Genomic DNA, 24676 nt, shown 5'->3' with positions numbered 1-24676 from the left:
AACGAAGATAAAATAAACCGCCTATTTAAAAATAAGTTAAATAGACGGTTAAATTGAATAATCAAATAGAGTATTTAATTATTTTGCTTTTTTTGCTTCTGCTGCTGCTTTAACAATCACAGCGAAAGCATCAGCTTTTAAGGACGCGCCGCCCACTAAAGCACCATCGATATCTGGTTGAGTGAATAACTCAGCCGCGTTGCCTGCGTTAACAGAACCGCCGTATTGAATGATCACTTGCTCAGCGACAGCTGCATCTTTTTTCGCAATGTGGCTACGAATAAATTTATGCACTGCTTGTGCTTGTGCTGGAGTTGCTGATTTACCGGTTCCGATTGCCCAGATTGGCTCATAAGCGATAACTGCACCTTGGAATGCTTCCGCACCTAATGTATTCAGAACTGCATCGATTTGACGAGCACAAACTTCTTCAGTCTTGCCAGCTTCGTTTTCAGCTTCGCTTTCACCGATACACAGAACTGGGATTAAACCTTGTTCTTTCAGCACTGCAAATTGTTTTGCAACGAACTCATCACTTTCTTTGTGATAAGTACGGCGCTCTGAGTGACCGATGATGATGTATTTTGCACCGACATCTTTCAGCATTTCAGCAGAAATTTCGCCAGTGAATGCGCCAGACAGGTTGACGTCAACGTTTTGTGCGCCTAATGCAATGCGGCTGCCTGCGATAGCGTGTTTAGCTTGAGTTAAGTACATCGCTGGTGGCGCAATTGCTACGTCACAGCCATCAACGCTGCTCAGTTCGTTACGCAGGCCAGCAATCAGTTCATTGACCATCTGGGTACTGCCGTTCAGTTTCCAGTTACCCATTACCAATGGATGTCGCATGTTATTTCCTCCAACCAAAAAGTTTGAATGATTTATCGATTAGTTTTTCATCACGCGATCAAGGTATTACGCGCAACGAGACGTTTCTGTCGCTGTTCCTGCATTATAGGAACAATGGATAATAATAGCTTTGCTTTTCATCATGCTTATTGCCAGAGCGTGATCATCATCCATTTAGCGTATTTGTTGCTCTCAATTATTGACGGTTTTCACTTGCTTGTTGTTCTAGCTTAATCGGTTCAACAGCAAAAGTAAGCACATTATTGTCACTTTTTACCAAAATATATCGCAATGCACCTAATCTTGCTTCTTCCGCGCGGGTTGGGTTTTTATTGGCCATAAACTTGTTCAGCGCAGCGGTCAGCTCTGGGGCTTTATCCAGAGAAACACTAGGGTCAAATTGATGAATAATAGCAATAATATAGCGCTCGATTAATTGGCGATTTTCTTGAGCGTCAGTTTCGTTGTCCGTGGGTAATAATGTGATTTGTAAGCTTTTAATTTTCTCACTACCTCGTTCGAGGACGGCAGATGAGTATATTTGTTGATTAATACGTGATGCGGCACGAATGTAGGGCGCGGATATATCTTGGCTAGCAATCACTTTGTATTCGTGAAGATACAAATCTTTATAGGTTTGATTAAATTGACTACGTAGCTCTGGGATCGTGAGATTAAAGGTTGGCGCATCAGGTGCTAAATACGCGACGCTTAAGTCGGTATCAGGTAACGTCGGTACCTTTTGGGAAAGTGCCATTTGTGGAAAATAGCACACAAAAGCGGTTATGATGATGGACATGGAACGGAATATTGGTTGAGCCATTTTTTCTGCCACTTATTCTTCAGAGATTAATATTGTATCAGGATTACACACAATGACATTACTACAATGGGCTTTTTCCTTTAAAGGCAGAATTGGACGGCGACCATTTTGGGCGGGTGTAGCAGGCTGTTTTATTTTAATGACCCTGATTTCTCTCTTCCAAAACGCGTTTTCATTACCGGATGTCGTTGTGGTGGTGTTGTTTATTTTGTTGCTGTATCCCCTTGCGGCGATTTTCACCAAGCGTCTTCATGATAGAGGTAAACCGGGGGGATGGTTTGCTTTAGTCGTGTTAGCTTTTGCCCTTTTTTCCTTCGATGTCAGTCAATTGGCAGAAATTTGGCAATGGGGAATTGGACGCTTTCTTCCACTACTGATCACGATGATGATGCTGATTGATTGCGGCGTTTTTGTGGGAATGGAAGGTGAGAATCCGTATGGGAAAAAGACAGATAAAGTGGATTATCTGTCTTAATCGTTAGGTTATTACCAGTACTGTTCGCTGGTGATATGCCCCGGTTTACGGCGTAAATGTTTAACTAACCCGTGGGTTTCTTTGAGTTTATCCCGTGTATCTCGCACCATTTCTGGGTTGCCGCACAACATAATGTGGCAATTTTCTGCATCAATCGGCAACCCAACAAATTTTTCCAATTGATGATCTTCAATTAATGCGGGAACCCGCCCATATAGAGAGCCGGGGGCATGTTCACGACTCACGACGGTGACAATGCGTAATTTCCCTTGGAATTGCTGCTCTAATTGCTGCATGAGCGGCAGGTAGCTCAGATCTTTTTGGTAACGCACGGCATGCAGTAAGACGATTTTTTCGAAGCGCTCTAGCCCTTTATTCTCTTGTAAAATAGAGAGAAATGGACCAATAGCCGTACCTGTCGAAAGCATCCAAAGATGTTTGCATTCAGGAATTTCATCCAGTACAAAGAAGCCAGAAGCCTCATCGGTGATTTGCAGTGTATCGCCGACTTGTAGCTCAGCGAGCTTCGGGCTCAGTTTTCCATTGGGAACGATGACGAAATAGAATTCAAGGCGGTTGTCGCTGGGAGCATTCACATAAGAGTAGGCGCGGGCAACGCGTTCCCCATTAACTTCAAGGGCGAGTTTAGCAAATTGTCCTGCAATAAACGGTTGAATAGGCGCATCTACCACTAAACTAAACAAGGTTTCTGTCCAATATTTGGCTTCAACCACCCGACCTGTTACCCAATTCGCCATAAATTTGTCCCTCTTATCGAAAAAACCTCAGAGAAAGTATTCAACAGTGTGAATTATTTAAGATATACATTGCTGAACTTAATAGGATTTCATACTAGATCAGTTCATTGTTTATGCTTATCGATAAAGTGTTTTAGTGGATTGTTCTGCAAATGGGGAGTTTGGTAATTTTAATGTACATTTAAGTTGACAGAGGTGGCGAATATTACTGCCAACGCGAAGTAAATTAAAATGGTGTTCTACCTCGAAAAATTCATAAATTTTGTTATCTTTATCACACAAGAACAACATCAATTGTTTGCTAGTTATATAATTCCAATGTAATGGGCAAAACAACGAACAAAAATCTATTATTTAATCCTAAGTGCAAGCGTTCGTGTTATTAAACTTTAATAATACGGCGCTATTGTGTGCTCAGGAATTGTGAGTGTCTGAGAGCAAAATGAGAAAGCTTGAAAATTTTAATCTGTTATTAATGTTGATTGCCCTCGCTGCGGTTGGGCAAATGACTCAAACTGTTTATGTCCCTGTTATTGCTGAAATTGCGGTGTATTTCGGCGAGCCTTCGGGTGCCGTACAGCGCGTTATGGCGGCGTATCTGTTTTCTTATGGTTTCTCTCAGCTACTATATGGTCCGTTATCTGACCAAATTGGTCGCCGTCCGGTGATTTTAGCTGGGTTATCTATCTTCTTAGTTTCAACGATTGTCGCCATTTTTGCCCCAACATTGACTGTATTGACAGTTGCGAGTGGTTTACAAGGTTTAGGTACAGGGGTTGCGGGAGTGATGGTGAGAACCATGCCGCGCGACCTGTATAAAGGCACCGCGCTACGTTACGCCAATAGTCTGCTCAATATGGGGGTGTTAGTGAGCCCACTGTTAGCGCCTATGTTTGGTGGGATACTGGCGCACTTCTTTGGCTGGCACGCTTGTTATATTTTCTTATTCCTATTGGGTGGCGGGGTGTTGTTCAGTATGTATCGCTGGATGCCGGAAACTCGTCCTATTTCACCTGAAAAGCATAATTTAGTGGCGTCATACCGTGAATTATTATCTAACGGTTCGTTTCTGTCGTATTTGACGATGCTGATTGGTGCACTTGCTGGGATCGCAGTTTTCGAAGCCTGTAGTGGTGTATTGATGGGCGGCGTGTTAGGGCTAAGCAGTATTACCGTCAGTATTCTGTTTATTCTGCCTATTCCTGCGGCGTTCTTTGGTGCTTGGTATGCGGGGCGTGAAGGTAAGAATTTCTCCACCTTGATGTGGCAGTCGGTACTCATTTGTTTGGCTGCGGGCATCATGATGTGGGTGCCGGGTTGGTTTGGCATCATGAACACATGGACATTATTAGTGCCTGCTGCGCTTTTCTTCTTTGGTGCAGGGATGTTATTCCCGTTGGCGACTACTGGTGCGATGGAACCTTTCCCCTATTTAGCGGGGGCTGCGGGGGCATTAGTGGGTGGTTTACAGAACGTGGGTTCTGGTGTGGCAACGTGGGTTTCCGCATTGATGCCACAAAATGGCCAGTTTAGCCTTGGCTTGCTGATGTTCTTGATGTCGATGTTGGTGGTGCTGTGTTGGTTACCGCTGGCACGCCGAATGAGCCATACCGAGCGTATGGTTTAATATTCATGTTCAGGGGGCAAATAAGCCCCCTGATTTATTATGCAACTAATGGAATAAATTGCGTAGCTTCAACCCATTGGGCTGCATTCTGTTGTGCATGGATAGCGTCTTCTTTCATTCCCACCATCTGTGAAATCAGTGCATTAAATTCCACGGGACGGTCATAATTGAGAAATTCTCGGTTTTCTGCAAGAGTGCCTTGGTCATTTTGCTGTATCCATACAGAGCTAGCTTCAACATCGTCCTGCAAATGTCGGTCGATATACACTTTGATCCCTGCAATATGTAAATCTGGGGTACTGTCTAGCGTGCCTTTTACCGTCAAAATGCCATCTTGATCTGAAAGATACCAAGGCTCTATAGGTGCATATTCTTGAATTTTACCTTGCTCATCGTAAAGGCAGATGGCTACCCAGTAGGTATTGCTCGATGATGCTAATTTGCCAATATCAATTTGTTGATTCAGTTGCACATCAGACAGTAACTGAACATCGGATAGGACTGCCAGTTGAGGGAATGATGTGGATGAGTTTTCCTCATATAAATCAAAATGATTGAGAGGGATAAATGTTGCTTTAGTATCCACAAGGGGCTGCGATGGGTCTAATGAAAAGTATTGCAGGTTTAATCGCCCATTTTCGACCCATTTTGCACACAAAGCTTGGTTATCTTCACTCACCGACCAAAACAGTTTGCTGCCGCGCCAATAATTATCCATCTGTAAGTTTTCTGGTATTGTTTTTCCATCCCCATAAATAAATAAGCGATTTGCCAGCGATTCTGGATTTTTATACTGATAAACCGTGGTTTCTGTGCCATTTTCAGTTTTGAGGATATCTAGGCTAACTAACTCCCCTTTATTGGCGATACTGAGGTTGATTTCATTACCTTTCAGTGAAACCTTGAGGGTTTCAGTGAGTAATCCGGATGGCGTGACATAAGTGATCGTCAAACTATGCGGGGAATCGAAATGATCTTTTTGGATCACATGTCCGATGGTTTGAGTGATGGTTAGGTAGCTATAGGGGTGTAATTTTCCGTCCGATAGTGGCAAAAAAATCCCCGTTAGTTGATAGACGGGTTGGTATTTACGCTCTACCGCGTTTTCATCAATATTGGCCAGAAAGTCCTGCGCCTGCTGGGTCAAATAATCTGAATGGGCGAGAAAAGCATCATACTGATCGGTGTAATGTGGGTAATCGGCGGGGTACATCGCAGGGATGATTTCATCAGTTTGATTTTGTTGGCGATACGTCGTGTATTGCTGACGATATTGATCAAATGCCATATTTTCACCATGATTTTCAGGGTGATAGGGATAACCTTCTTTTGTGGTATGTCCTAAACTTAGCCCATGTCCAAAAACTTCATGCCACAGAATGCTGGGTTTGGTGATCCCCCCTCCAAAGTTGTGAGTTGCGAGCCCAATGGTTCGCGCGGTTCCCCCTGACATGGCTAAATGTTCAATGGAAGAGTAGAAAAATTCGGAATAGAGCAGAGTGCGTCGTGCGGCTCTTTGGCTATCCGAATAGGCCCAATCAATTTGGGACATCGATGCTTCTGGAATGTTTTTAGGGGCATCATACTGAGGGTGCACTAACGTTGAGGTGTCTATATAGCCTTTTTTATCCTTAACAATATAAGGATAAAGTCCCATATTCTGGCTCAGTGATGGGTAGCTAAATAGTGTGAATTCGTGGGTTGGCAGCTTGGCGGTGGCCTCTAATCCCCAACTCAGTGGCGAATAATTATAAATCCCATGCCCGTCACGATATAAGCTTGTATGCGTGACGTGAGTCGTCATCGGGGTAACAGACTTTATCGTCGGTGAAAAAAGCCCTTCAGCATTGGTGTATGGTTGAATGATGGGTTGATCTCCAGCCATTATCTGGATTTGCATGCCTGGTTGTACCCATTTGCCTTTTATGGGGGCGGTGTAACTTTGGTGATGAAAATGTTGAGCATTAATACTCGGTGTCGTCGGTTTCTCGTTTAGTTGCGAGGGAAGCATTATTGGGCCTGTCAAAACAATACGCTCCAGTTCGTCACCTTGTTTATTGCGAATTATCGCGACAATATCAGGGGCATTTCTGGCGGTTTGGCTGGTGATATCGACTTTGAGTAATGCCCAGCGATTGGCGGTTAAACCAAAATAAGGGGAATTTGGCGATAATAAATGCGTCTGCGCTAACTGGATACCATGAACCTGCATATCATTCGGAACTGGCTGGTGACGGCGTTGGGGCTGGTGGTAAATGGGGTCGGGTAGTGAAAATGTACGTTGCCCAGGAATAGAAAGTTGGGGGGCATCTTCGGCTTGCAATTGAATCGACATGGGGGCAGAAATAGCGCCATTTTTCATCACTGCCACAACATCAAACTGGTCATGTCCTTTAAACGCTTGGTGGCTATTTGGTTGATATTGCCACTCGCCTGTATCTTTATTAAGTTCAACTTCCCCAAATAACGGTGCTTCAATCAATTGGAAATAGTCGATTTCTTCGTGATGTGGAAGGTTGCCAATTATTGCTCCAATGACGAATTGGTTGGTGACGCCATTTGGGTTTTTAGCAATGAGAATTGGGTGAGTAGATTGATTTTTCAGCTGAAACTGTGAAACCTGCATACCATTACAATCAATGACTAGCTGGTGGTTTGCATAACGCATGGAAATAGATGGCAATTCAAGACGGGCCAGCTGTTGATTAACATGGAGCTCGATTTCTGAGGCGAGCGCATCCCAAGAATCTTGGCGGGAAAGTTCGATATCATCCAGACGTAGGGCGATAGTTTCTCGTGAGCTGTTGAGTATCATCGAAAAATAGTGGCTATTTTGCAACGTCTCTTCGGTTAATGTCAGTGTATTTATTGATAAAGCGGGTAGTGAAACACGCTGTTGAAAACCGTGGGCGTTAAATGTCGTTTGCAGCTTAGGTAATGGTGCTAATGAGGGCAAACTCGACGTTGTTTGCGGAGCGTGATGAATAGCATGGTCAGGGATAAATTGGATTTCATCATCATCTGGGAAGCCCCAACCTAAACGTATTTCTGGCGGCAGTCCCCCGGTTGTCGTGGTGATTTTAAACGGTATTTGCTGATCAGCTTTCGACTTTGCGATAATAATTTCAGCAAATTCATCATCTTGAGTCATTTTTCGAGTCTGTTGGTTGACCTCGAAGGTAAAATCTTCACTGTGGTACAACGTGTCCAGATAAATGCGAATATTTTCAGATTTAGGTACAGTGAGAGTTCCTTCATAGACCCAAACGGTGAATGATGAGCTTTCAGGTAAGCCGCTAGCATAGTGAGTCAAGTTAGAGATGGTGAAGGTATTTTTTTCTATTCCATGGGATGTGGATTGGTAGGCTGTTACCTGCATACCTGGCTTTTGGAGCGAGGAGTAGGTTGGCTGAGAAACGTTATTAATATCGATATTTTCTACTTCGTTAAGTAGCTGCTGAATGGGCAGTGAAACCGTTTTCTCGTCATCCTCAATAATAATGACACTGCCGCCGGTTAGCTCCAGCCAGTGGCGAATAATGTCAACTTGTTGGTCATTGGCATCGCTGGCAAGAATGACGGTATCGTAGTGGCGATTCCACTGCCCACTAGGTAGAAGTGCATCGGCAAGTTGCGCTTGGGAACGAGGTTCACCATCACGCCATTGATGAGAGGAATGGAAGCTATCTACCCATAGGCCATGCTGTGGGTGGAAGGAGAAACCGGAAAAATCATTTTTATCCAAGGTACTTAGTAAGTAATTTTGGCGCTGCTCACCAAATAATCGAGGCTTATCCATTAACCAATTTGTCAGTTCAAATGCAGCTCGCCCTGAGTGAGTTTGTTGAGGATTGGCACTTAATCCATCAAGAAAAAAGCTGTCTGTATGAATTCTGACGACACGCCCTCGTGCGTTGTAGTTACCAAATTGGAGATGTCCTTGTTGTTGGGCATGAGAGATAAGTTGTACAGTGCGCGAATTGGTGGTGTTAAAAGGGTATTTTTTGCGGTTATCCATAACCAAAGCTCCAAAAAATGAAAATGGTTGTTTATGAACGAATTTGTTCATAAAAAGTTATTGCGGGAGTGAATTCTAGATAAGTGGGTGACTTCTTTCTAATTTATTATTCGTCTGATAATTGCCTTTTTATTTATTAGCTAATTACCGGTGTGGTTTGATGGGAAAACCTCATAAAAAAAGCAGTGCCGGAGCACTGCTTTGACTGTTTGTTTCGCAATATATTTTGTTTAGCAATATATGTCGTGATACCGAAAAATTAAGCGCGATCTTCCCACTCTTGAGCACGAGCGACCGCTTTTTTCCAACCCTCGTATTTATAGTTACGTTCGGTAGTTTCAATACCCGGTTTAAAGACACGCTCAATGTTGGCTTTACTTTGCAGCTCATCCAAGCTTTCCCAGAATCCAACGGCGATACCCGCTAAGTAAGCCGCACCCAGCGCGGTGCTTTCGCGTACTTCAGGACGCTCGACAGAGGTGCCGAGAATGTCAGATTGGAACTGCATCAGGAAGTTATTCGCAACGGCGCCACCGTCCACACGCAATGCTTTTAGGCGTTCACCAGAATCGGCTTGCATCGCATCGAGGACATCGCGAGTTTGATACGCGATAGATTCCAATGTTGCACGAATAATGTGGTTGCGGTTTGCCCCACGCGTTAAACCAAAGATAGCGCCGCGCGCATACGGATCCCAATATGGAGCGCCTAAACCTGTAAAGGCAGGCACAACATATACGCCGTTGCTGTCTTTAACCTTTGTCGCAAAATATTCGGAGTCGGTGGATTCATCAATCAGTTTCAGTTCATCACGTAGCCACTGAATAGAAGCTCCGCCCACAAATACCGCACCTTCAAGGGCATAGTTCACTTCGCCTTTAGGGCCGCAAGCGATGGTGGTTAATAGGCCATGATTGGAACGAACGGCGGTATCCCCAGTATTCATTAATAAGAAGCAGCCAGTTCCATAGGTATTTTTTGCCATGCCGGATTTTACACACAATTGACCATACAGTGCCGCTTGTTGGTCACCCGCAATACCCGAAATTGGGATACGCGTACCGCCTTTACCCCCAATGTTGGTTTGTCCGTAAACTTCAGAAGAAGGGCGGACTTCTGGCAGCATGTTACGAGGAATATTTAATGCTTTAAGAATTTTGTCATCCCACTCTAAATTACGAATGTTGAATAACATGGTACGAGAGGCATTGGTATAGTCAGTGACGTGGACGCGACCTTGAGTCATTTTCCAAACTAACCAAGTATCGACAGTACCGAACAGTAATTCACCTTTTTCTGCGCGTTCACGAGCACCTTCGACGTTATCGAGGATCCATTTCACTTTGGTTCCGGAGAAGTAAGGGTCGACCACTAAACCTGTGTTTTGGCGAATATACTCTTCAAGTTCTTTATCGTTCGTTTTTAAATGAGTACAAAAGTCAGCGGTACGGCGGCATTGCCAAACAATCGCATTATAGACGGGTTTACCTGTCGCTTTTTCCCAAACAATTGTGGTTTCACGTTGGTTGGTGATACCGATACCCGCTACTTCATCGGTGCGAATATCGGCTTTAGCGAGAACTTCAATTAAAGTCGAACTTTGTGTTGCCCAAATTTCCATTGGGTCATGTTCTACCCAGCCTGGTTTTGGGTAAATTTGCGTGAATTCGCGCTGGGAAATACTGACGATATTTGCATCATGGTCGAGAACGACAGCTCGCGAACTGGTTGTGCCTTGATCAAGAGCGACAATATATTTTTTAACGATATTGGTTTCTGTTGTCATAATTTAAACCTGTTCAGCAATGGGTTAATCTGGTTTTAAGTAAACCCAGTTTTGGAAATAAGAAACGGTATTAAGAGGATTTTTTCTCTTCTTCATCAGACTCGCAAGTCATGCAAGGCAGATGGCGACCAATTAATTTGCGATAACCGAATGCCCCTAGCAAACCACCAACAATCGGTGCAGTCAATGGGACAAGGAAATAAGGAATATCACGTCCACCTGTCAGGGCAATATCACCCCATCCGGCTAAATAAGCCACGACTTTCGGGCCAAAGTCACGCGCTGGGTTTAAGGCGAATCCAGTCAATGGACCAAAAGAGCCGCCGATAACCGCAATTAAGATACCAATCAATAATGGCGCTAATGGACCTTTAGGAACACCGTTACCATCATCGGTTAAACCTAAAATTAAGCAGACTAAAATGGCGGCAATCACCACTTCAATAAAGAATGCGTGGAGCACGCTGATTTGTGGCGCAGGGTAAGTTGAGAAGACACCCGCAGTAAATAAACTTTCTTGCGTGCCACGAACAATATGGTGAACTTGTTCGTAATCGAAAAAGACAGGGGAATACATGGAGTAAACTAGGGCAGCAGCACAAAAGCCCCCGAGCATTTGAGCGATAATGTAAGGAACTACTTTTCGCTTATCGAAACACGCGAATAACCATAATGCTAATGTGACGGCAGGGTTTAAGTGAGCGCCAGAGATGCCCGCAGTTAGGTAAACTGCCAGCGCGACGCCGAAGCCCCAAATCACACTAATTTCCCAAAGGCCTAACTGGGCACCCGCAATACGTACAGCTGCGACACATCCTAAACCAAAAAAAACCAACAGAGCAGTTCCAAGAAACTCCGATATACACTGACCTGTCAGTGTTGAAGGTGTCATTTTGCTCATAATTATTCATCCTGCAATAGTCAATATAGGGGGCGTTTTGCACGAGTAAAATTTTCTTCGCGAAAATTTATTCTGTTAATTTAGCGAGAAAAAAGATAATCGAATATTGCGATTTGTGAAAACTGTGTGTCAAATCACCAAAAAACGAAAACAAACAATCATTTTTAAGGTCGAATTCAAACATTTGAATAGTCACGGTCGAAACAATTAAAAGAATAATGTTTGTAATCAAGTGTAAGTCACTGGACACAGAGGATCATGCTACTTACAATCGGGGGAAAGCGCTTATAAAGGGAGATCCGAACATGTCATTTGAAGTATTTGAGAAACTAGAATCCAAAGTTCAGCAAGCCATCGATACCATCGCATTAATGCAGATGGAAATTGATGAACTGAAAGAACAAAACAGTGCATTAAGCCAAGAGTTACAAACCAACAAATCAGGTACTGAATCACTGGTTCGTGAAAATGAACAGCTGAAGCAAGAGCAGGCAACTTGGCAGGAGAGGTTACGGACGCTTCTCGGCAAGATGGAAGAAGTTTAATTCCCTTCATACTTCAAGCCACAGGGGTGTTGGCTTCGTTTGGATACCCGAATCACATACTTATGTATGCTCATCGGGATATCCTCCACTCGCCGCCTACCTGTGACTCGAATTATTTTGGGAATGTAGGGGTATGTAGAAGTGTTTTCTGAAAGAAGTGAAAAACGGAAAACAGAAAAGAAAAAGGCAGATAGTGATATCTGCCTTTTTTATGGAATTTGGTGGGGATTATTCGTCGATGGCTTCGTCGAAATCGTCGTTAGCTGCTTGGGTCAGTGGTTCTTCGGATAAAATCATACCCGTGTTATCGGCATATAGATAATCGCCAGAGAAGAACGTCACGCCGCCAAAATTAACGCGGATATCGCTTTCGCCGATACCTTCGTCAGGGCAACCCGCAGGGATTGCAGCAACAGCTTGGATGCCGAGATCTAACTCCATTAATGCATCCACTTGACGGACGGCACCGTAAACCACAATACCTTCCCAGCCATTGTCTACCGCTAATCGAGCGAGTTCAGCGTCAATCAGTGCTTTACGCACTGAACCACCGCCATCCACCAGCAAGATGCGCCCATGGCCGTCTTCTTCCAGCAAATCATACAGAATGCCATTATCTTCAAAGCATTTTACTGTAATGATTTGACCGCCAAATGAAGTACGTCCACCAAAGTTGGAGAATAAAGGTTCTACTACATTAACGCTTTCTTGGTAGATGTCGCAGAGTTCGGAAGTATCATATTTCATAGGATTTAGGTCTTTTTTGCTGCAAGAGGAAGGTCAGTATATCCCTTTTAGTCACTGATTGGCAAAATTCCCGCCAGAAAATAAGCGGGAAAAGTCAAAAAAACAGCAAATAATTGAGACTATTTACTCAGGATAACCCCGAGGGAGAATAAAACGTTGGTGACTAAAGCGATTTTCACCATGTTTTCTAGCATTGGGCGCATCCCTTCAGGGGTAGGATCAGAAAGGACTTTGCGCACATGGTTCATCAGCATTGGCACCGCCAATAAGAATAACCAGCCCGCCCAACCTGTTAAATAGAGTAAATTGAAAAATACCAAACATAAGATGGAAACGATGATGATAATGGCGTGGTACATGCGCGCGCCTTGTGGGCCTAAGCGCACTGCCAACGTATTTTTACCTGCTTTAATGTCGTTTTCAATATCACGCATATTGTTGATATTTAAAACAGCCACAGACAGTAAACCGCAAGCTGTTGCTGGCAGGACAGTGATGATATTAAAGCTGTTCGCTTGTAGGTAAAAAGTACCAATCACACTTAACCAGCCAAAGAAAATGAGAACGGAAATATCCCCAAGGCCAAGGTAGCCATAAGGTTTTTTACCGACGGTATAAGTGATGGCAGCCACGATAGCCACTAACCCTAAGCCAAGGAATCCGATGGCATCTTCTGGTTTTTCGCACGCGACAATAATCAACAATAGGCCAGAAAGGCAAGCCGCGAAGATATTCAGCTTCAGCGCTTTTTTCATATCTTCTTTGGTGATAACGCCTTTTTGCATTCCGCGCAGAGGCCCGATGCGTTCAGCGGTGTCTGAACCTTTAATCGCATCGCCATAGTCATTGGCGAGGTTAGATAAAATTTGTAATAAGCCCGCTGTGATAATAGAAAGCAGAGCGACTGGCCACTTAAAGTTACCCGTGAAATAGGTCAATGCGGATCCAGTGACGATGGCAATCACCCCTAATGGCAGGGTTTTTGGTCGTAAACTTTCTAGCCAAGCTTGTTTGCGGCTGATTGAAGATGAGTTCATGTAATTTATTCACCGTACTCGTGATATTTCAATGGGTAACGTGGCTTTGCTGCTGAGTGACCGTTTGAATTATTGGGAGTAAATGTTCTTATTAAGTTGGATTTTATATGTCAAAAGTGCAGCAAGATTGCTGCACTTTAGCTAACATCCATTAAGGATACATGAAAACCTGATAATTAATAAGATTATAAAATAAATCTACTCAGGTCTTCGTCTGCTACCAGTTCGTCTAAGTGCTGGCGAACATACTCTGCATCGATTGTAATGCTTTGTCCGTCACGCTCGCTGGCGTCGAAAGAGATATCTTCCATCAGGCGTTCTAGCACAGTATGTAAACGACGCGCACCGATATTCTCAGTTGATTCATTCACTTGCCATGCAGACTCTGCAATTTTGCGAATACCATCCGCGGTGAATTCGACGCTAACACCTTCTGTTGCCATCAGCGCTTTGTACTGTTCAGTCAAAGATGCATTAGGCTCAGTTAAGATGCGTTCGAAATCTTCAGTCGTTAGAGCCTGGAGCTCAACTCGAATTGGCAGACGACCTTGCAATTCTGGGATCAAATCAGATGGGCTAGAGACTTGGAATGCCCCAGATGCGATAAACAGGATGTGGTCAGTTTTCACCATACCGTGCTTAGTTGAGATGGTGCAGCCTTCGATTAATGGCAGCAGGTCACGTTGTACCCCTTCACGGGACACATCAGGGCCTGAACTTTGACCGCCACGTTTACAGATTTTATCGAACTCATCAATAAACACGATACCGTTTTGTTCAACGGCTTCAATGGCTTGTTCTTTCAGCTCTTCAGGATTAACCAGTTTTGCCGCTTCTTCTTCCACCAGCAGTTTAAAAGCTTCTTTGATTTTCATCTTACGAGGCTTCTGCTTTTGACCTGCTAAGTTTTGGAACATAGATTGCAGTTGGTTGGTCATCTCTTCCATGCCCGGAGGAGCCATGATTTCAACGCCCATTGGTGCTGCGGAAACTTCAATTTCAATTTCTTTATCGTCTAATTGGCCTTCACGTAATTTCTTACGGAATGCTTGGCGTGCTGGTGATTGCTCATCAACAGGTTCTGCTTGTCCCCAGTTATTTTTTGCTGGTGGGATCAACACATCAAGAATGCGTTCTTCCGCCATCTCTTCGGCACGATAACGGTTTTTCTCGATAGACTGTAAACGCACCATTTTTACCGCAGAATCGGTAAGATCGCGGATGATAGAGTCAACTTCTTTACCTACATAGCCCACTTCCGTGAACTTAGTAGCTTCAACCTTGATGAATGGCGCATTTGCCAGTTTGGCTAAACGGCGTGCGATTTCGGTTTTACCTACCCCGGTAGGACCAATCATCAGAATGTTTTTTGGAGTCACTTCATGGCGTAAATGCTCATTTAACTGCATACGGCGCCAGCGGTTACGCAGGGCAATAGCAACAGAACGTTTAGCTTTATGTTGGCCAATAATATGGTTGTCGAGTTCGCTGACAATTTCGCGTGGAGTCATTTCGGACATGCTAGCAATCCTTATGATTTTGAAGAAATTTCTTCAAAGTTGACATTATGGTTGGTGTAAATACAGATATCTCCCGCTATCGCGAGGGCTTTTTCCGCGATTTCGCGAGCGCTTAAGTCTGTATTTTCGAGAAGGGCGCGTGCTGCGGATTGTGCATATGGGCCACCGGAGCCAATCGCAATCAGGTCGTTTTCAGGCTGAACGACGTCACCATTACCCGTAATAATTAATGAAGTGTGTTCATCAGCGACGGCAAGCAGCGCTTCTAATTTGCGCAGCATGCGGTCGGTACGCCAATCTTTGGCTAATTCCACCGCCGCTTTAGTGAGGTGTCCTTGATGGAGTTCAAGCTTGCGCTCGAACAGTTCAAAGAGAGTGAATGCGTCTGCGGTGCCACCGGCAAATCCTGCAATGACTTTGTCGTTATATAAACGGCGTACTTTGCGGACATTGCCTTTCATGACGGTATTACCCATCGTCGCCTGTCCATCACCACCGATTACAACTTGGCCATTACGGCGAACACTTACGATTGTTGTCATGAGTTAGCCCCTGGTTGTATTACAAAAAGAATGCAGTTGATTTCATTTTTTGATAGATAAATTTCAAGTGATAGTGGTCTATTCACTATCACTTGAAAGAGATTGAACTCAAAAATAACTGCTTACGAGTACGTTAAAACAGTAGATGGGGGGGACGGGGGGATTTTTCAACCCCCAGAAGCACGAAGAATACAACCGCTCACACCAACGCCTGCTGCACGGTCACGCATGCTTTCAGCGGTGGACTTAGAATATGGGCCTAATACGATACGATGCCAGCCACCACCTGCGGTGACGCGACTTTCGATACCCGCAAATGCGAGAGTGGCACGTACTGACTCAGCCTGTTCTGCCGTTTTAAATGAACCGCATTGCACGAGCATATTCTGCATTTTATTTACAGGCGCTGTTTCAGGTTTAGGCTCAGGTTTTACTTCCGGTTTTGTGGCAGGCTGAACTGGCGCAACTGGGCGTGTTTCAGGTTTTGGCTCAATAATCGACGGTTTGCGTTGGGTCGGAGTTTCGACCGGCTTAGCAGGTTCGTTGATCACGACTTGTGAACGCGGTACCGGCTTACCATTAAATGGTACTTCTTGCAGGTTGGTCACAGGTTGACGACGATCAGAATCCATTTGTTCTAACAACTGGCGCTGTTCGGTAGTGAGATCAGACTGACGAATATTGCCACTATTTGTGCTAGGTTGCGATGGCGAAGTATAATCTTGCCAAGGCTCTTCCAGCTCTCTTTTATAGCGCCAAGGTTCTTCAGGTTTAGGTGGCAGCGTGCTACCCGGTTTTGCAGCTTGAGTGGGGAGTGCAGTTTGAGGCGCTTCTTTTTTATTATGAGTAATAAAAAATAGGCCACCCACGAATAACACCACAATAGCGACCGCCACAATTAATGTGGTTAGTGGTAGCCCTTGGGCTTTCTTCGATTTGCCTTTGCCTTTTTTACGAGCGGACGACCGTCCTCGAGCTACATAATCTTTTTGTGCCACGCTATTAATTCACTAGTTGTCAGTTGTTAATCGTTATTTAGGTCATATGTTACTTAACCTTAACGATTTTGCCTAGCATTTAGGCGCTTTTGTACTCTCTCTCACGATTAAATCAGAATCTAGGAGACGAGAACCTGCGGTGACACTATTTCCGTGTAGCTGTTCTAGCAATAATAGCATCGCGTGGCGACCAATTTCCCTGCGAGGGTGATTGATGGTCGTCAGTGCGGGTAAGGTGTATTTGGCTTGCTCGAGGTTATCAAAACCGACAAAAGAGATATCGTCGGGAATTTTTAGCACCATTTTCTTCGCTTGCCACATTGCACCGAATGCCATGATATCAGTATGGCAGAAAACGGCTGTCGGTGGCTCAGGCAATGAAAGTAATGTTTTTAATGCTTCAGCACCACTTTCATGAGAGAAATCCCCACGCACAATATAGCTCTCTTTTAGCCCTTCGCCAGTACGTAACATCGCTTTTTTATATCCTTCTAAACGGTATTGGCTATGTGGCATTTCCTCAGGACCTGCGATACAAGCAATACGTTTATGACCTTGTTTTAGCAGGTAGTGGGTAGCATTGAATGCCGCGGTGAGGTTATCAATATGCACCGTTGGAAGTTTTAATTCCGGCGCGAATTCGTTGGCCATCACAATTGGCGGTAGGTTTTTTTGTTCTTCGGTTGAAACATCAAACGGTAAGTTAGATCCCAACAGAACCATGCCATCAATCTGTTTGGTAATTATTAGGTTAATAAAGGCATTTTCTTGTTTCTGCTGATGTTTACAGTCGCCAATCAGCACAAAGTAACCTTCGTGGGCTGCCACTTCTTCAATGCCGCAGATCACATCGCTGAAGAAGGGATCGCTAATGTCTGGGACGATCGCGAGAATAGTTTTGGATTCATTGCGTTTATAGCTGCGGGCGAGGTTATGAGGATAATAGCCAACGTCTAAGACGGCTTGCTCAACTTTTTGACGTGTTTGTAGGGAGACTTTTTCAGGGTTCATCAATGTCCGAGAAACGGTGGCTGTTGATACGCCTGCTGCGTTCGCGACATCTTTCATGGTCGCCGTATTATTGTGCTTTTTACTTTCCACAACGCCTTCCTTTGTCTATTTAATCGATTGCTTTTTTTTGAATGGCGCAAACACGTCAATTTGCTAATTAAAAGACATTCTAAAGAGTTTCACAATAATATCTGTTACCTAGTTTGCATAAAAAGTGTGACTTGCATCATTTTTTAGAGCTGCCTCGCAAATTTTGAAAATAGTTATAGTGATAACCACTTAATCCAAATTCTTAATCCATGCGTTTATGGAAAAAATGATGGTTTAGTTATTGGAGTCAGTGAGTTACAGTACCCGTTTTTAGGGTAAGTTAGTGCTGTTAACCGTCCGTAGGATCCACATCAATATTCCATTTTACCTTACGGCTTTCCGGTTGTTTTAGTAACTCAGGTAATAATTGCGCCATAAACTGTTGCAGATAGGCGCGTGATGGATGCTGCAATAAAAGTTGCCAGCGAAAACGTCCGCCTCGTTTAGCTTGAATGGACGGTGCAGGGCCTAAAATCCATAAGCGCGAGTCACTTTGTGGGTGCTGGCTAATATATTGGCGAACATTCTGTAAAAACTGCCTTGAATCCTGATTATTATGATCTTCAGATCGAATAAGAATGTGGCTAGTAAACGGTGGGAGCATTGCCACTCGGCGCTCTTCAAGGGCTTCTGTGGAGAAGGCGTTATAGCCACTTTCTAATAAGGTGAGCAAAAGAGGGTGCTCTGGGTGGTGAGTTTGTAAGAACACTTCACCTTGCTTGCCTGCTCGTCCCGCTCGTCCAGAAACCTGTACATATAATTGTGCGAAACGTTCGGCAGCTCTAAAGTCACTCGAAAATAAGGCGCCATCGACATCCAGCAATGCCACGAGAGTCACATCAGGAAAGTGGTGTCCTTTCGCCAGCATTTGTGTGCCGATCAAAATTCGTGCGCCGCCTTCATGCACAGCGTTCAAATGTTGCTCCAGTTCGCCTTTACGGCTGGTGGTATCTCGGTCGATACGAGTCACGGGTACATCTGGAAATAGCTCGGAAATCCCTTCTTCCAGTTGCTCGGTTCCCATCCCAACAGGGACTAAATGTGTTGATCCACATTGTGGGCATTGGCGTGGGACAGGGCGCTGGCTATCACAGTGATGGCAACGTAGCTGATGAAAATTTTGGTGCAGCGTATAGTAATGGTCGCAACGCTGGCATTCCGCTATCCAACCACATTCATGGCAGATAAGTGCTGGGGAATAACCTCGGCGATTTAGAAACAAAATCACCTGATTATTTTGTGCGAGGTGATTTTTAATATGTTGGATCAGTAAATGGGACAGCCCAAATTTAAGTGGCTGTCCTTTTAAATCAATCAAATGCTGCTCAGCGGGACGGGCATTGCCTGCGCGGATCGTCAAATTTAATTGGCGATATTTATTCTGTTGCACATTGCTCAGTGTTTCGAGTGATGGCGTCGCAGTTCCCATGATAATTGGAATATTTTCTTTTTTTGCACGGAAAACCGCTAAATCACGGGCATGGTAGCGCCAGCCATCTTGCTGTTTATACGAACTGTCATGCTCTTCATCAATAATAATAATGCCAAGACGGGCAAATGGTGTGAACAAGGCAGAGCGAGTCCCGATGATAATACCGTTAGAACCCTGCTTGGCGCGCAGCCAAACCGCTAAGCGCTCACTGTCATTGAGTGCAGAGTGCAAAACATCGACAGGTACATTAAAGCGTTCACGGAAGCGATTAATGGTTTGTGGCGTTAAGCCAATTTCAGGGACTAATACCAGCGCCTGCTTACCTTGAGCCAGAATATTTTCTAACACGCTCAGGTAGACTTCGGTTTTTCCTGATCCGGTGATCCCCGCGAGTAACCACGGCGAAAAATTATCATCTTCTGCGCGAATTGCGCCTACAGCGGTGGCTTGCTCGCTATTGAGTCGTAAACGTTCTCCACTCACGGTAAATTGCGATTGCCACTTTTCCGCAACCGGTTGAACAGGATGCAACTCGGCATACTGTTTTTTCTTCAAAGCTTGCAGGGCGCTTTCACTGATTTCAAGCTCACCAACTTGATGGCGATAAACCGGACGGCGGCGTAATAACGCTAACGCTTGCTGCTGTTTTGGGGATCGTTTTAGTTCATTCAGATCCGCCGCCTGACCCTCTTCAGTCACTTGCCATTGCCAGATCGGGGTAAACTCAGCGGGTTTTCCTTGGCGCAGTAAGGTCGGCATCGCGTGAAATAGCACTTCGCCAATTGGGTAATGGTAATATTGAGATGACCACAGCAGCAGTTGCCAGAGATCATCGGGGAACAGAGTTTGTGAATCTAATACTAGCTCCACGGTTTTGAGTTGGTCTTCGGGAAACTCGCTTTTATCGCTCAGATTGACAACCACACCAAGGGCTTGGCGTTTGCCAAAAGGTACCATGACTCGCCCACCGATGACGGGGACTGGCATATTTGCACCCAAGAGATAATCAAATGTGCGATTTAAAGGAACAGGTAACGCCACCTGAACGACGATCATAGCTGGATTTCCGTCTGTTTTTTATACAAAAAGATGAGGGTATTCTGTTAGAGTACCACAAAAATCATGCTATTTTCATTGCGCGATAAACAGATTTTCTGTATGATCCGCCGCCTTTGGTATCAATTAATTTTGTTTTGCCAATAAACTAAATTTAATCAACACGACGTGTGGTGTCCGGCGTTAGGGCTGGAATGGCGACACGGCCTTATTAGAGGTTCTCCCATGAAAAAAGGTATTCACCCTAAATACGAAGAAGTTACTGCAACTTGTTCTTGCGGCAACGTAATGAAAATCAACTCAACAGCTGGTCACTCTCTGAACCTGGACGTTTGTGGTAACTGCCACCCGTTCTATACTGGTAAACAACGTGATGTTGCTACCGGTGGTCGTGTTGATCGCTTCAACCAGCGTTTCAGCATCCCAGGTGCTAAAAAGTAATAAAACCTGTCACGTTGAAGTTGATTTAACGTATTCAGTAAGAAAACCTGTTCAATTGAACAGGTTTTTTATTGCTTAAAATTTACCGAATTAGGTGTATTAAAAACGGTAAGCGACACCAAACATAAAGTCATGGCTGGCCAGGTTTATGGTTGAGGTGTCAGTGGCATCTTTGTCGAAAGCATTCTGCATGGAAATTTTATATTTCCCCGCCTCAGTAAACCGATAACCTAAGTCAAATGAAAGGTTATCACTGACCGCATACCGGCTACCCAGTCCCAAGCTCCATGCTAACTTATTGATTCTATCTGATTTTGATTGATTGGAACGTTGTTTAAGGCCAAAAATTTCGAATTCTGACCGTTGTGTATTTTCATACCGCGTACTTGCCAATCCGAACCCAAAAGAAATATATGGCGTGAAGGCAGTTTGGTTTTTCATATCATAGTAGCTATTCAGCATGACAGTTGTCAGTGTGGCTTCGTTTTTCATCTCAGCTGAACTATTTGGAACAGTGGAAAGTGCATTAAGGCTATGGGTGTTGCTCACTTTTCCTCGCATACCCACTTCTAACTCTGTACGGATAGGCACAGAGAATTGATTATAAAAATCGTAGCCAATACCGATAAAATTACCAAAAGCGGGATGACTTTTATCATTAAACTTCAGCATTTTATAATCGGGCTTTTTTTCATCGCTGTATTCGAATTTAGAATCATATATATTCAAGACAGATACACCAATTTTACTTGATATATACACACCGTTATTACTGGATGCCATTGCTAAATTAGCAAACAACAAGCAACTCAAGGCTAAAAGTAAATTTTTCATTATTAAGCACCAGTTAATTATTTCAGACAGAAACCTAACTGGAGTATAAGTGATGCGGGAAGGGCTATAGTCAGTGTAAGAAACTTTGAGGTATTGAGCTAAAAAGTGAGAATAAAACGAATATTTCTTGGTTTTTAATGCTGAAAACACAACACATTAAAGATTAAATGTTTATCTTAATGTGAATATCTAGATTTAATATTTGGCTTTGGAGTGAGCACCTCAATAATGCTTATTAAGGTGCTCACTGAAAATCCTTAGAAACGGTAAGTTACACCAAACATAATGTCATGGCTTCTGACTTTCACTTTTGAGGTGTTTTCTTGGCTATCTGCGTAGTAACTCGCTTCAGATTTTCCTGCATCTAAGAAGCGGTATCCCATATCTAATGAAACGTGATTATTCACTCTGTACTGTGAACCTAAACCGACGCTCCACGCAAAGTTAGTGGTGGTTTTGGATTTAGTGTATTTCTCGTGGGTGAACTGGTTTAAACCGACATCATGATCATTATAGTCATAACGCATTTTGTGGTTAATGCTTGCCATACCTAACCCAACACTGACATATGGCGTAAATTTGGTGTCATTCTTGAAATCATAATAGGTATTGATCATCACGGTATTTAAGGTGATATCAGTTTTAACATCATCGGAGCTGCTGAAACCCTTTTGGTCATTGAAAGAGTTGAGATTATGGCTAGTGGAGGCTTTTTCTCGCATACCAAATTCAAGTTCAGTACGCAGAGGTAACGTGGTGGTTTTAGAGAAATCGTAACCGACGGCAATGTTGCCACCGAAAACAGAATCATTGGTATTTCCGAGATTGGTTTTTTCAAATTCGTTATCACTGGTTTCCCATTTTTGATTGGAAACTTGGACAATTGAAGCCCCGATTTTACCTGAGACATACAGGCTTTCTGCCCCTGCAAAGGCAGCACTAGACACCAAACTGAGTAGAGATACGGCAATAATTTTTTTCATTATAAATTCCATTTAGCTATGTATTCGGATCACGCAATATGAGTATAGATAACTATTTAATTTATCTATGCAGGATCCCTATAAAACTTGATATACAGCAGGCTTTATTGTTTTTTAATATAATTAAGCATTTAGCTGTAAAAATAGTCTTTAGAGGAAAGAAAAATCGCGCTTTATCTGACGGATTAAGTGCCCAAAAGATTAATCCATGGCAAAAGGCGTATATTGGTTATCGGCAACAAATGAAATTGCTTAACAGCATGAAGATAATGAAAATAAATGATGGGGGGATCAGCGGGTAAGAGTGCTATTTAGGTGAAATAGGTGACTAAGATAAGTCACACTCGACCTACATCAGTAAGCCGAGTGTTAAAGAAAGACGCAGAAGGATTAATATTCCCAAGTTTCTGGGTCAATACCCAGCTCGCGCATGATTTCTTTTGCTGCTTCAGGGATCTCATCATTGCGTTCTTTACGCAAATCATCATCATCCGGCAGCGGTTGACCAGTAAATGCATGTAAAAAGGCTTCGCACAGTAATTCACTGTTAGTCGCGTGGCGCAAGTTATTGATCTGACGACGAGTGCGTTCATCAGTTAAAATTTTCAGTACTTTTAAAGGAATCGATACTGTAATTTTTTTGACTTGCTCGCTTTTTTTGCCATGTTCAGCATACGGACTGACATATTCACCGTTCCATTCAGCCATGAGATACCTTGGATATATTCATTGATAATAAAATAATATACGAGTGTCAGTTTCCTGATCCTGAAGATGAATTTTTTTCAAGATACACTCAGCATACGGGTTAAGAATAAAGGGCTTAAGTTATTATTTAATGCATATTAAAATCAATAAATTAAGTCTTTTTATATGCCGGTAATGTGGTCTAACTATCCATTGGCACATAATTATTATGGCTGATTATTCCATTAGTTGTTATAAACGTAAAGAGGTTTAGACGTCTGGACATGTTGACGGCTAAATTTGCTTTGAGTATGATTTGAGCTATCCCATACTTGGAGAGACACTCATGACATACAAAGCATCCACTATCGCGATACATAATGGACTCAATGAAGACTCGCAATTTGGTTGCGTTGTTCCTCCCATCTATTTATCTAGCACCTATAATTTTACGGATTTCAATGAGCCGAGAACCCATGACTACTCCCGTCGTGGCAATCCTGGGCGAGATATTGTGCAGCGAACACTGGCACAGCTAGAAGGCGGAAGTGGTGCCGTAATGACTAACAGCGGGATGTCGGCTCTCCATCTATTATGCACGGTATTATTACAGCCGGGTGATTTACTCGTTGCCCCTCACGATTGTTATGGCGGCAGCTACCGCTTATTTAACAGCTTGAGCCAAAAAGGGGCTTATCAGGTTGAATTTGTTGACCAAGGCGACGAATCTGCGTTGCAAGCGGCATTAGCGAGAAAACCCAAACTGGTACTCATCGAAACCCCAAGCAACCCGTTACTGAGAATTTACGATATCCAACATATTTCGACGCTTGCGCACCAAGCAGGGGCTTTGGTGGTGGTAGATAACACATTTTTAAGCCCCGCATTACAGCAACCATTAGCGTTAGGTGCTGATTTTGTTGTACATTCTTGTACAAAATATCTCAATGGTCATTCAGATATTATTGCGGGTGCTGTGATTGCAAAAGAAGAGAAATGGGCTCTAGAATTAGCGTGGTGGGCGAATAATATCGGTGTCACTGGCGGCGCATTTGATAGTTACCTGTTACTCAGAGGTATGAGAACACTGTTGCCTCGTATAAAACAGCAGCAGCATAATGCAGGTGAAATCGTAAAATATCTTAAAACTCAGCCGCTGGTGAAGAAAATATATTATCCTGCCTTAAGTGATCATCCGGGACATCACATTGCCGCCGCGCAACAATCTGGCTTTGGTGCAATGTTAAGTTTTGAATTTGCAGGCGATGAAGCGCAACTTCGTCAGTTTTTACAGGCGCTGAGCTTGTTTACATTAGCGGAATCTCTCGGTGGTGTAGAAACCTTGATTTCCCATACGGCGACCATGACCCATGCAGGCATGTCTCCTGAAGCGCGAGCCGCAGCAGGTATTACTGATAGTTTACTGCGCATTTCAGTTGGTCTTGAAGATAGTCAGGATCTTATCGCAGATTTAAGCCACGCATTTAAGGTTGCGTCATAACGTTAGCGGAGTTTT

22 protein-coding genes are annotated in these 24676 nt (G+C 43.7%); 6 read left to right on the top strand and 16 right to left on the bottom strand.

Translation table 11 applies throughout. The features are described from left to right. Nucleotides 1-78: 78 nt before the first annotated feature. Both tpiA and QS795_RS16965 read right to left on the bottom strand, forming a co-directional pair. Nucleotides 79-849 (bottom strand): triose-phosphate isomerase, encoded by a 771-nt coding sequence (gene tpiA / locus QS795_RS16970; protein WP_036950832.1) that lies wholly within the window; start codon nucleotides 847-849, stop codon nucleotides 79-81. Between the two features lie 196 nt (nucleotides 850-1045). Then, a complete protein-coding gene (locus QS795_RS16965) occupies nucleotides 1046-1672 on the bottom strand; it encodes a DUF1454 family protein (protein ID WP_286272342.1) in 627 nt (208 codons plus the stop codon). A gap of 52 nt (nucleotides 1673-1724) precedes the next feature. Here QS795_RS16965 and QS795_RS16960 point away from each other — a divergent pair, with 52 nt between their 5' ends. Continuing rightward, nucleotides 1725-2147 (top strand): DUF805 domain-containing protein, encoded by a 423-nt coding sequence (locus QS795_RS16960; RefSeq protein ID WP_154603269.1) that lies wholly within the window; start codon nucleotides 1725-1727, stop codon nucleotides 2145-2147. 11 nt (nucleotides 2148-2158) lie between these two features. Here QS795_RS16960 and fpr read toward each other — a convergent pair whose 3' ends face one another. Further along, a complete protein-coding gene (gene fpr, locus QS795_RS16955) occupies nucleotides 2159-2905 on the bottom strand; it encodes a ferredoxin--NADP(+) reductase (protein WP_286272344.1) in 747 nt (248 codons plus the stop codon). A gap of 442 nt (nucleotides 2906-3347) precedes the next feature. Here fpr and emrD point away from each other — a divergent pair, with 442 nt between their 5' ends. Then, nucleotides 3348-4532 (top strand): multidrug efflux MFS transporter EmrD, encoded by a 1185-nt coding sequence (gene emrD, locus QS795_RS16950; protein ID WP_154603294.1) that lies wholly within the window; start codon nucleotides 3348-3350, stop codon nucleotides 4530-4532. Nucleotides 4533-4569: 37 nt separating this feature from the next. Here the strand turns inward: emrD and QS795_RS16945 are convergent, their stop codons facing one another. From QS795_RS16945 to QS795_RS16935, 3 genes are all read right to left on the bottom strand, one after another. Beyond that, on the bottom strand, nucleotides 4570-8550 hold the full coding sequence (locus QS795_RS16945) for a hypothetical protein (protein WP_286272345.1): 3981 nt from the start codon (nucleotides 8548-8550) through the stop codon (nucleotides 4570-4572). Between the two features lie 259 nt (nucleotides 8551-8809). Next, nucleotides 8810-10336 (bottom strand): glycerol kinase GlpK, encoded by a 1527-nt coding sequence (gene glpK / locus QS795_RS16940; protein ID WP_132497051.1) that lies wholly within the window; start codon nucleotides 10334-10336, stop codon nucleotides 8810-8812. A 70-nt stretch (nucleotides 10337-10406) separates the two neighbouring features. Beyond that, nucleotides 10407-11237, bottom strand: coding sequence for an MIP/aquaporin family protein (locus tag QS795_RS16935; RefSeq protein ID WP_154603272.1), 831 nt, complete (start codon nucleotides 11235-11237; stop codon nucleotides 10407-10409). Nucleotides 11238-11542: 305 nt separating this feature from the next. Here QS795_RS16935 and zapB point away from each other — a divergent pair, with 305 nt between their 5' ends. Further along, the gene (zapB, locus tag QS795_RS16930; RefSeq protein ID WP_154603273.1) at nucleotides 11543-11782 is read left to right on the top strand and encodes a cell division protein ZapB; all 240 of its coding nucleotides are present in this window, start codon (nucleotides 11543-11545) and stop codon (nucleotides 11780-11782) included. A gap of 228 nt (nucleotides 11783-12010) precedes the next feature. Here zapB and rraA read toward each other — a convergent pair whose 3' ends face one another. The 7 genes from rraA to priA all read right to left on the bottom strand — a co-directional run bounded on the left by rraA (nucleotide 12011) and on the right by priA (nucleotide 20215). Next, nucleotides 12011-12529 (bottom strand): ribonuclease E activity regulator RraA, encoded by a 519-nt coding sequence (rraA, locus tag QS795_RS16925; protein ID WP_154603274.1) that lies wholly within the window; start codon nucleotides 12527-12529, stop codon nucleotides 12011-12013. A 119-nt stretch (nucleotides 12530-12648) separates the two neighbouring features. Then, nucleotides 12649-13566, bottom strand: coding sequence for a 1,4-dihydroxy-2-naphthoate polyprenyltransferase (locus QS795_RS16920; protein WP_154603275.1), 918 nt, complete (start codon nucleotides 13564-13566; stop codon nucleotides 12649-12651). A gap of 185 nt (nucleotides 13567-13751) precedes the next feature. Beyond that, nucleotides 13752-15086, bottom strand: coding sequence for an HslU--HslV peptidase ATPase subunit (gene hslU, locus QS795_RS16915; protein ID WP_108479178.1), 1335 nt, complete (start codon nucleotides 15084-15086; stop codon nucleotides 13752-13754). Between the two features lie 11 nt (nucleotides 15087-15097). Continuing rightward, nucleotides 15098-15628, bottom strand: a complete 531-nt coding sequence (hslV, locus tag QS795_RS16910; protein ID WP_006660514.1) for an ATP-dependent protease subunit HslV — start codon at nucleotides 15626-15628, stop codon at nucleotides 15098-15100. Nucleotides 15629-15795: 167 nt separating this feature from the next. Continuing rightward, nucleotides 15796-16626, bottom strand: a complete 831-nt coding sequence (ftsN, locus tag QS795_RS16905; protein ID WP_318626657.1) for a cell division protein FtsN — start codon at nucleotides 16624-16626, stop codon at nucleotides 15796-15798. A 72-nt stretch (nucleotides 16627-16698) separates the two neighbouring features. Continuing rightward, a complete protein-coding gene (gene cytR, locus QS795_RS16900) occupies nucleotides 16699-17727 on the bottom strand; it encodes a DNA-binding transcriptional regulator CytR (protein ID WP_286272353.1) in 1029 nt (342 codons plus the stop codon). Between the two features lie 289 nt (nucleotides 17728-18016). Further along, the gene (gene priA / locus QS795_RS16895; RefSeq protein WP_286272354.1) at nucleotides 18017-20215 is read right to left on the bottom strand and encodes a primosomal protein N'; all 2199 of its coding nucleotides are present in this window, start codon (nucleotides 20213-20215) and stop codon (nucleotides 18017-18019) included. A gap of 225 nt (nucleotides 20216-20440) precedes the next feature. Between priA and rpmE the strand changes: the two genes are divergently transcribed. Then, on the top strand, nucleotides 20441-20656 hold the full coding sequence (rpmE, locus tag QS795_RS16890) for a 50S ribosomal protein L31 (protein ID WP_036950864.1): 216 nt from the start codon (nucleotides 20441-20443) through the stop codon (nucleotides 20654-20656). 99 nt (nucleotides 20657-20755) lie between these two features. On the opposite strand, the gene QS795_RS16885 is transcribed toward rpmE, so the two are convergent. Together QS795_RS16885 and QS795_RS16880 are read right to left on the bottom strand one after the other, a co-directional pair. Then, nucleotides 20756-21490 (bottom strand): outer membrane protein, encoded by a 735-nt coding sequence (locus tag QS795_RS16885; RefSeq protein ID WP_286272355.1) that lies wholly within the window; start codon nucleotides 21488-21490, stop codon nucleotides 20756-20758. A gap of 257 nt (nucleotides 21491-21747) precedes the next feature. After that, nucleotides 21748-22473 (bottom strand): outer membrane protein, encoded by a 726-nt coding sequence (locus QS795_RS16880; RefSeq protein WP_154603278.1) that lies wholly within the window; start codon nucleotides 22471-22473, stop codon nucleotides 21748-21750. Between the two features lie 38 nt (nucleotides 22474-22511). Between QS795_RS16880 and QS795_RS16875 the strand changes: the two genes are divergently transcribed. Beyond that, nucleotides 22512-22775 (top strand): hypothetical protein, encoded by a 264-nt coding sequence (locus tag QS795_RS16875; protein ID WP_154603279.1) that lies wholly within the window; start codon nucleotides 22512-22514, stop codon nucleotides 22773-22775. A gap of 88 nt (nucleotides 22776-22863) precedes the next feature. Here QS795_RS16875 and metJ read toward each other — a convergent pair whose 3' ends face one another. After that, nucleotides 22864-23181 (bottom strand): met regulon transcriptional regulator MetJ, encoded by a 318-nt coding sequence (metJ, locus tag QS795_RS16870; RefSeq protein WP_036950870.1) that lies wholly within the window; start codon nucleotides 23179-23181, stop codon nucleotides 22864-22866. 325 nt (nucleotides 23182-23506) lie between these two features. Between metJ and metB the strand changes: the two genes are divergently transcribed. Continuing rightward, nucleotides 23507-24661, top strand: coding sequence for a cystathionine gamma-synthase (gene metB / locus QS795_RS16865; RefSeq protein WP_154603280.1), 1155 nt, complete (start codon nucleotides 23507-23509; stop codon nucleotides 24659-24661). The last annotated feature ends 15 nt before the right edge of the window (nucleotides 24662-24676 follow it).

The sequence above is a fragment of the Providencia zhijiangensis genome, from assembly GCF_030315915.2.
In the GTDB taxonomy this organism is placed as follows: domain Bacteria; phylum Pseudomonadota; class Gammaproteobacteria; order Enterobacterales; family Enterobacteriaceae; genus Providencia; species Providencia zhijiangensis.
Note: the sequence above shows the minus strand (reverse complement) of the source record. Positions and strands in the feature narration are given on the sequence as shown.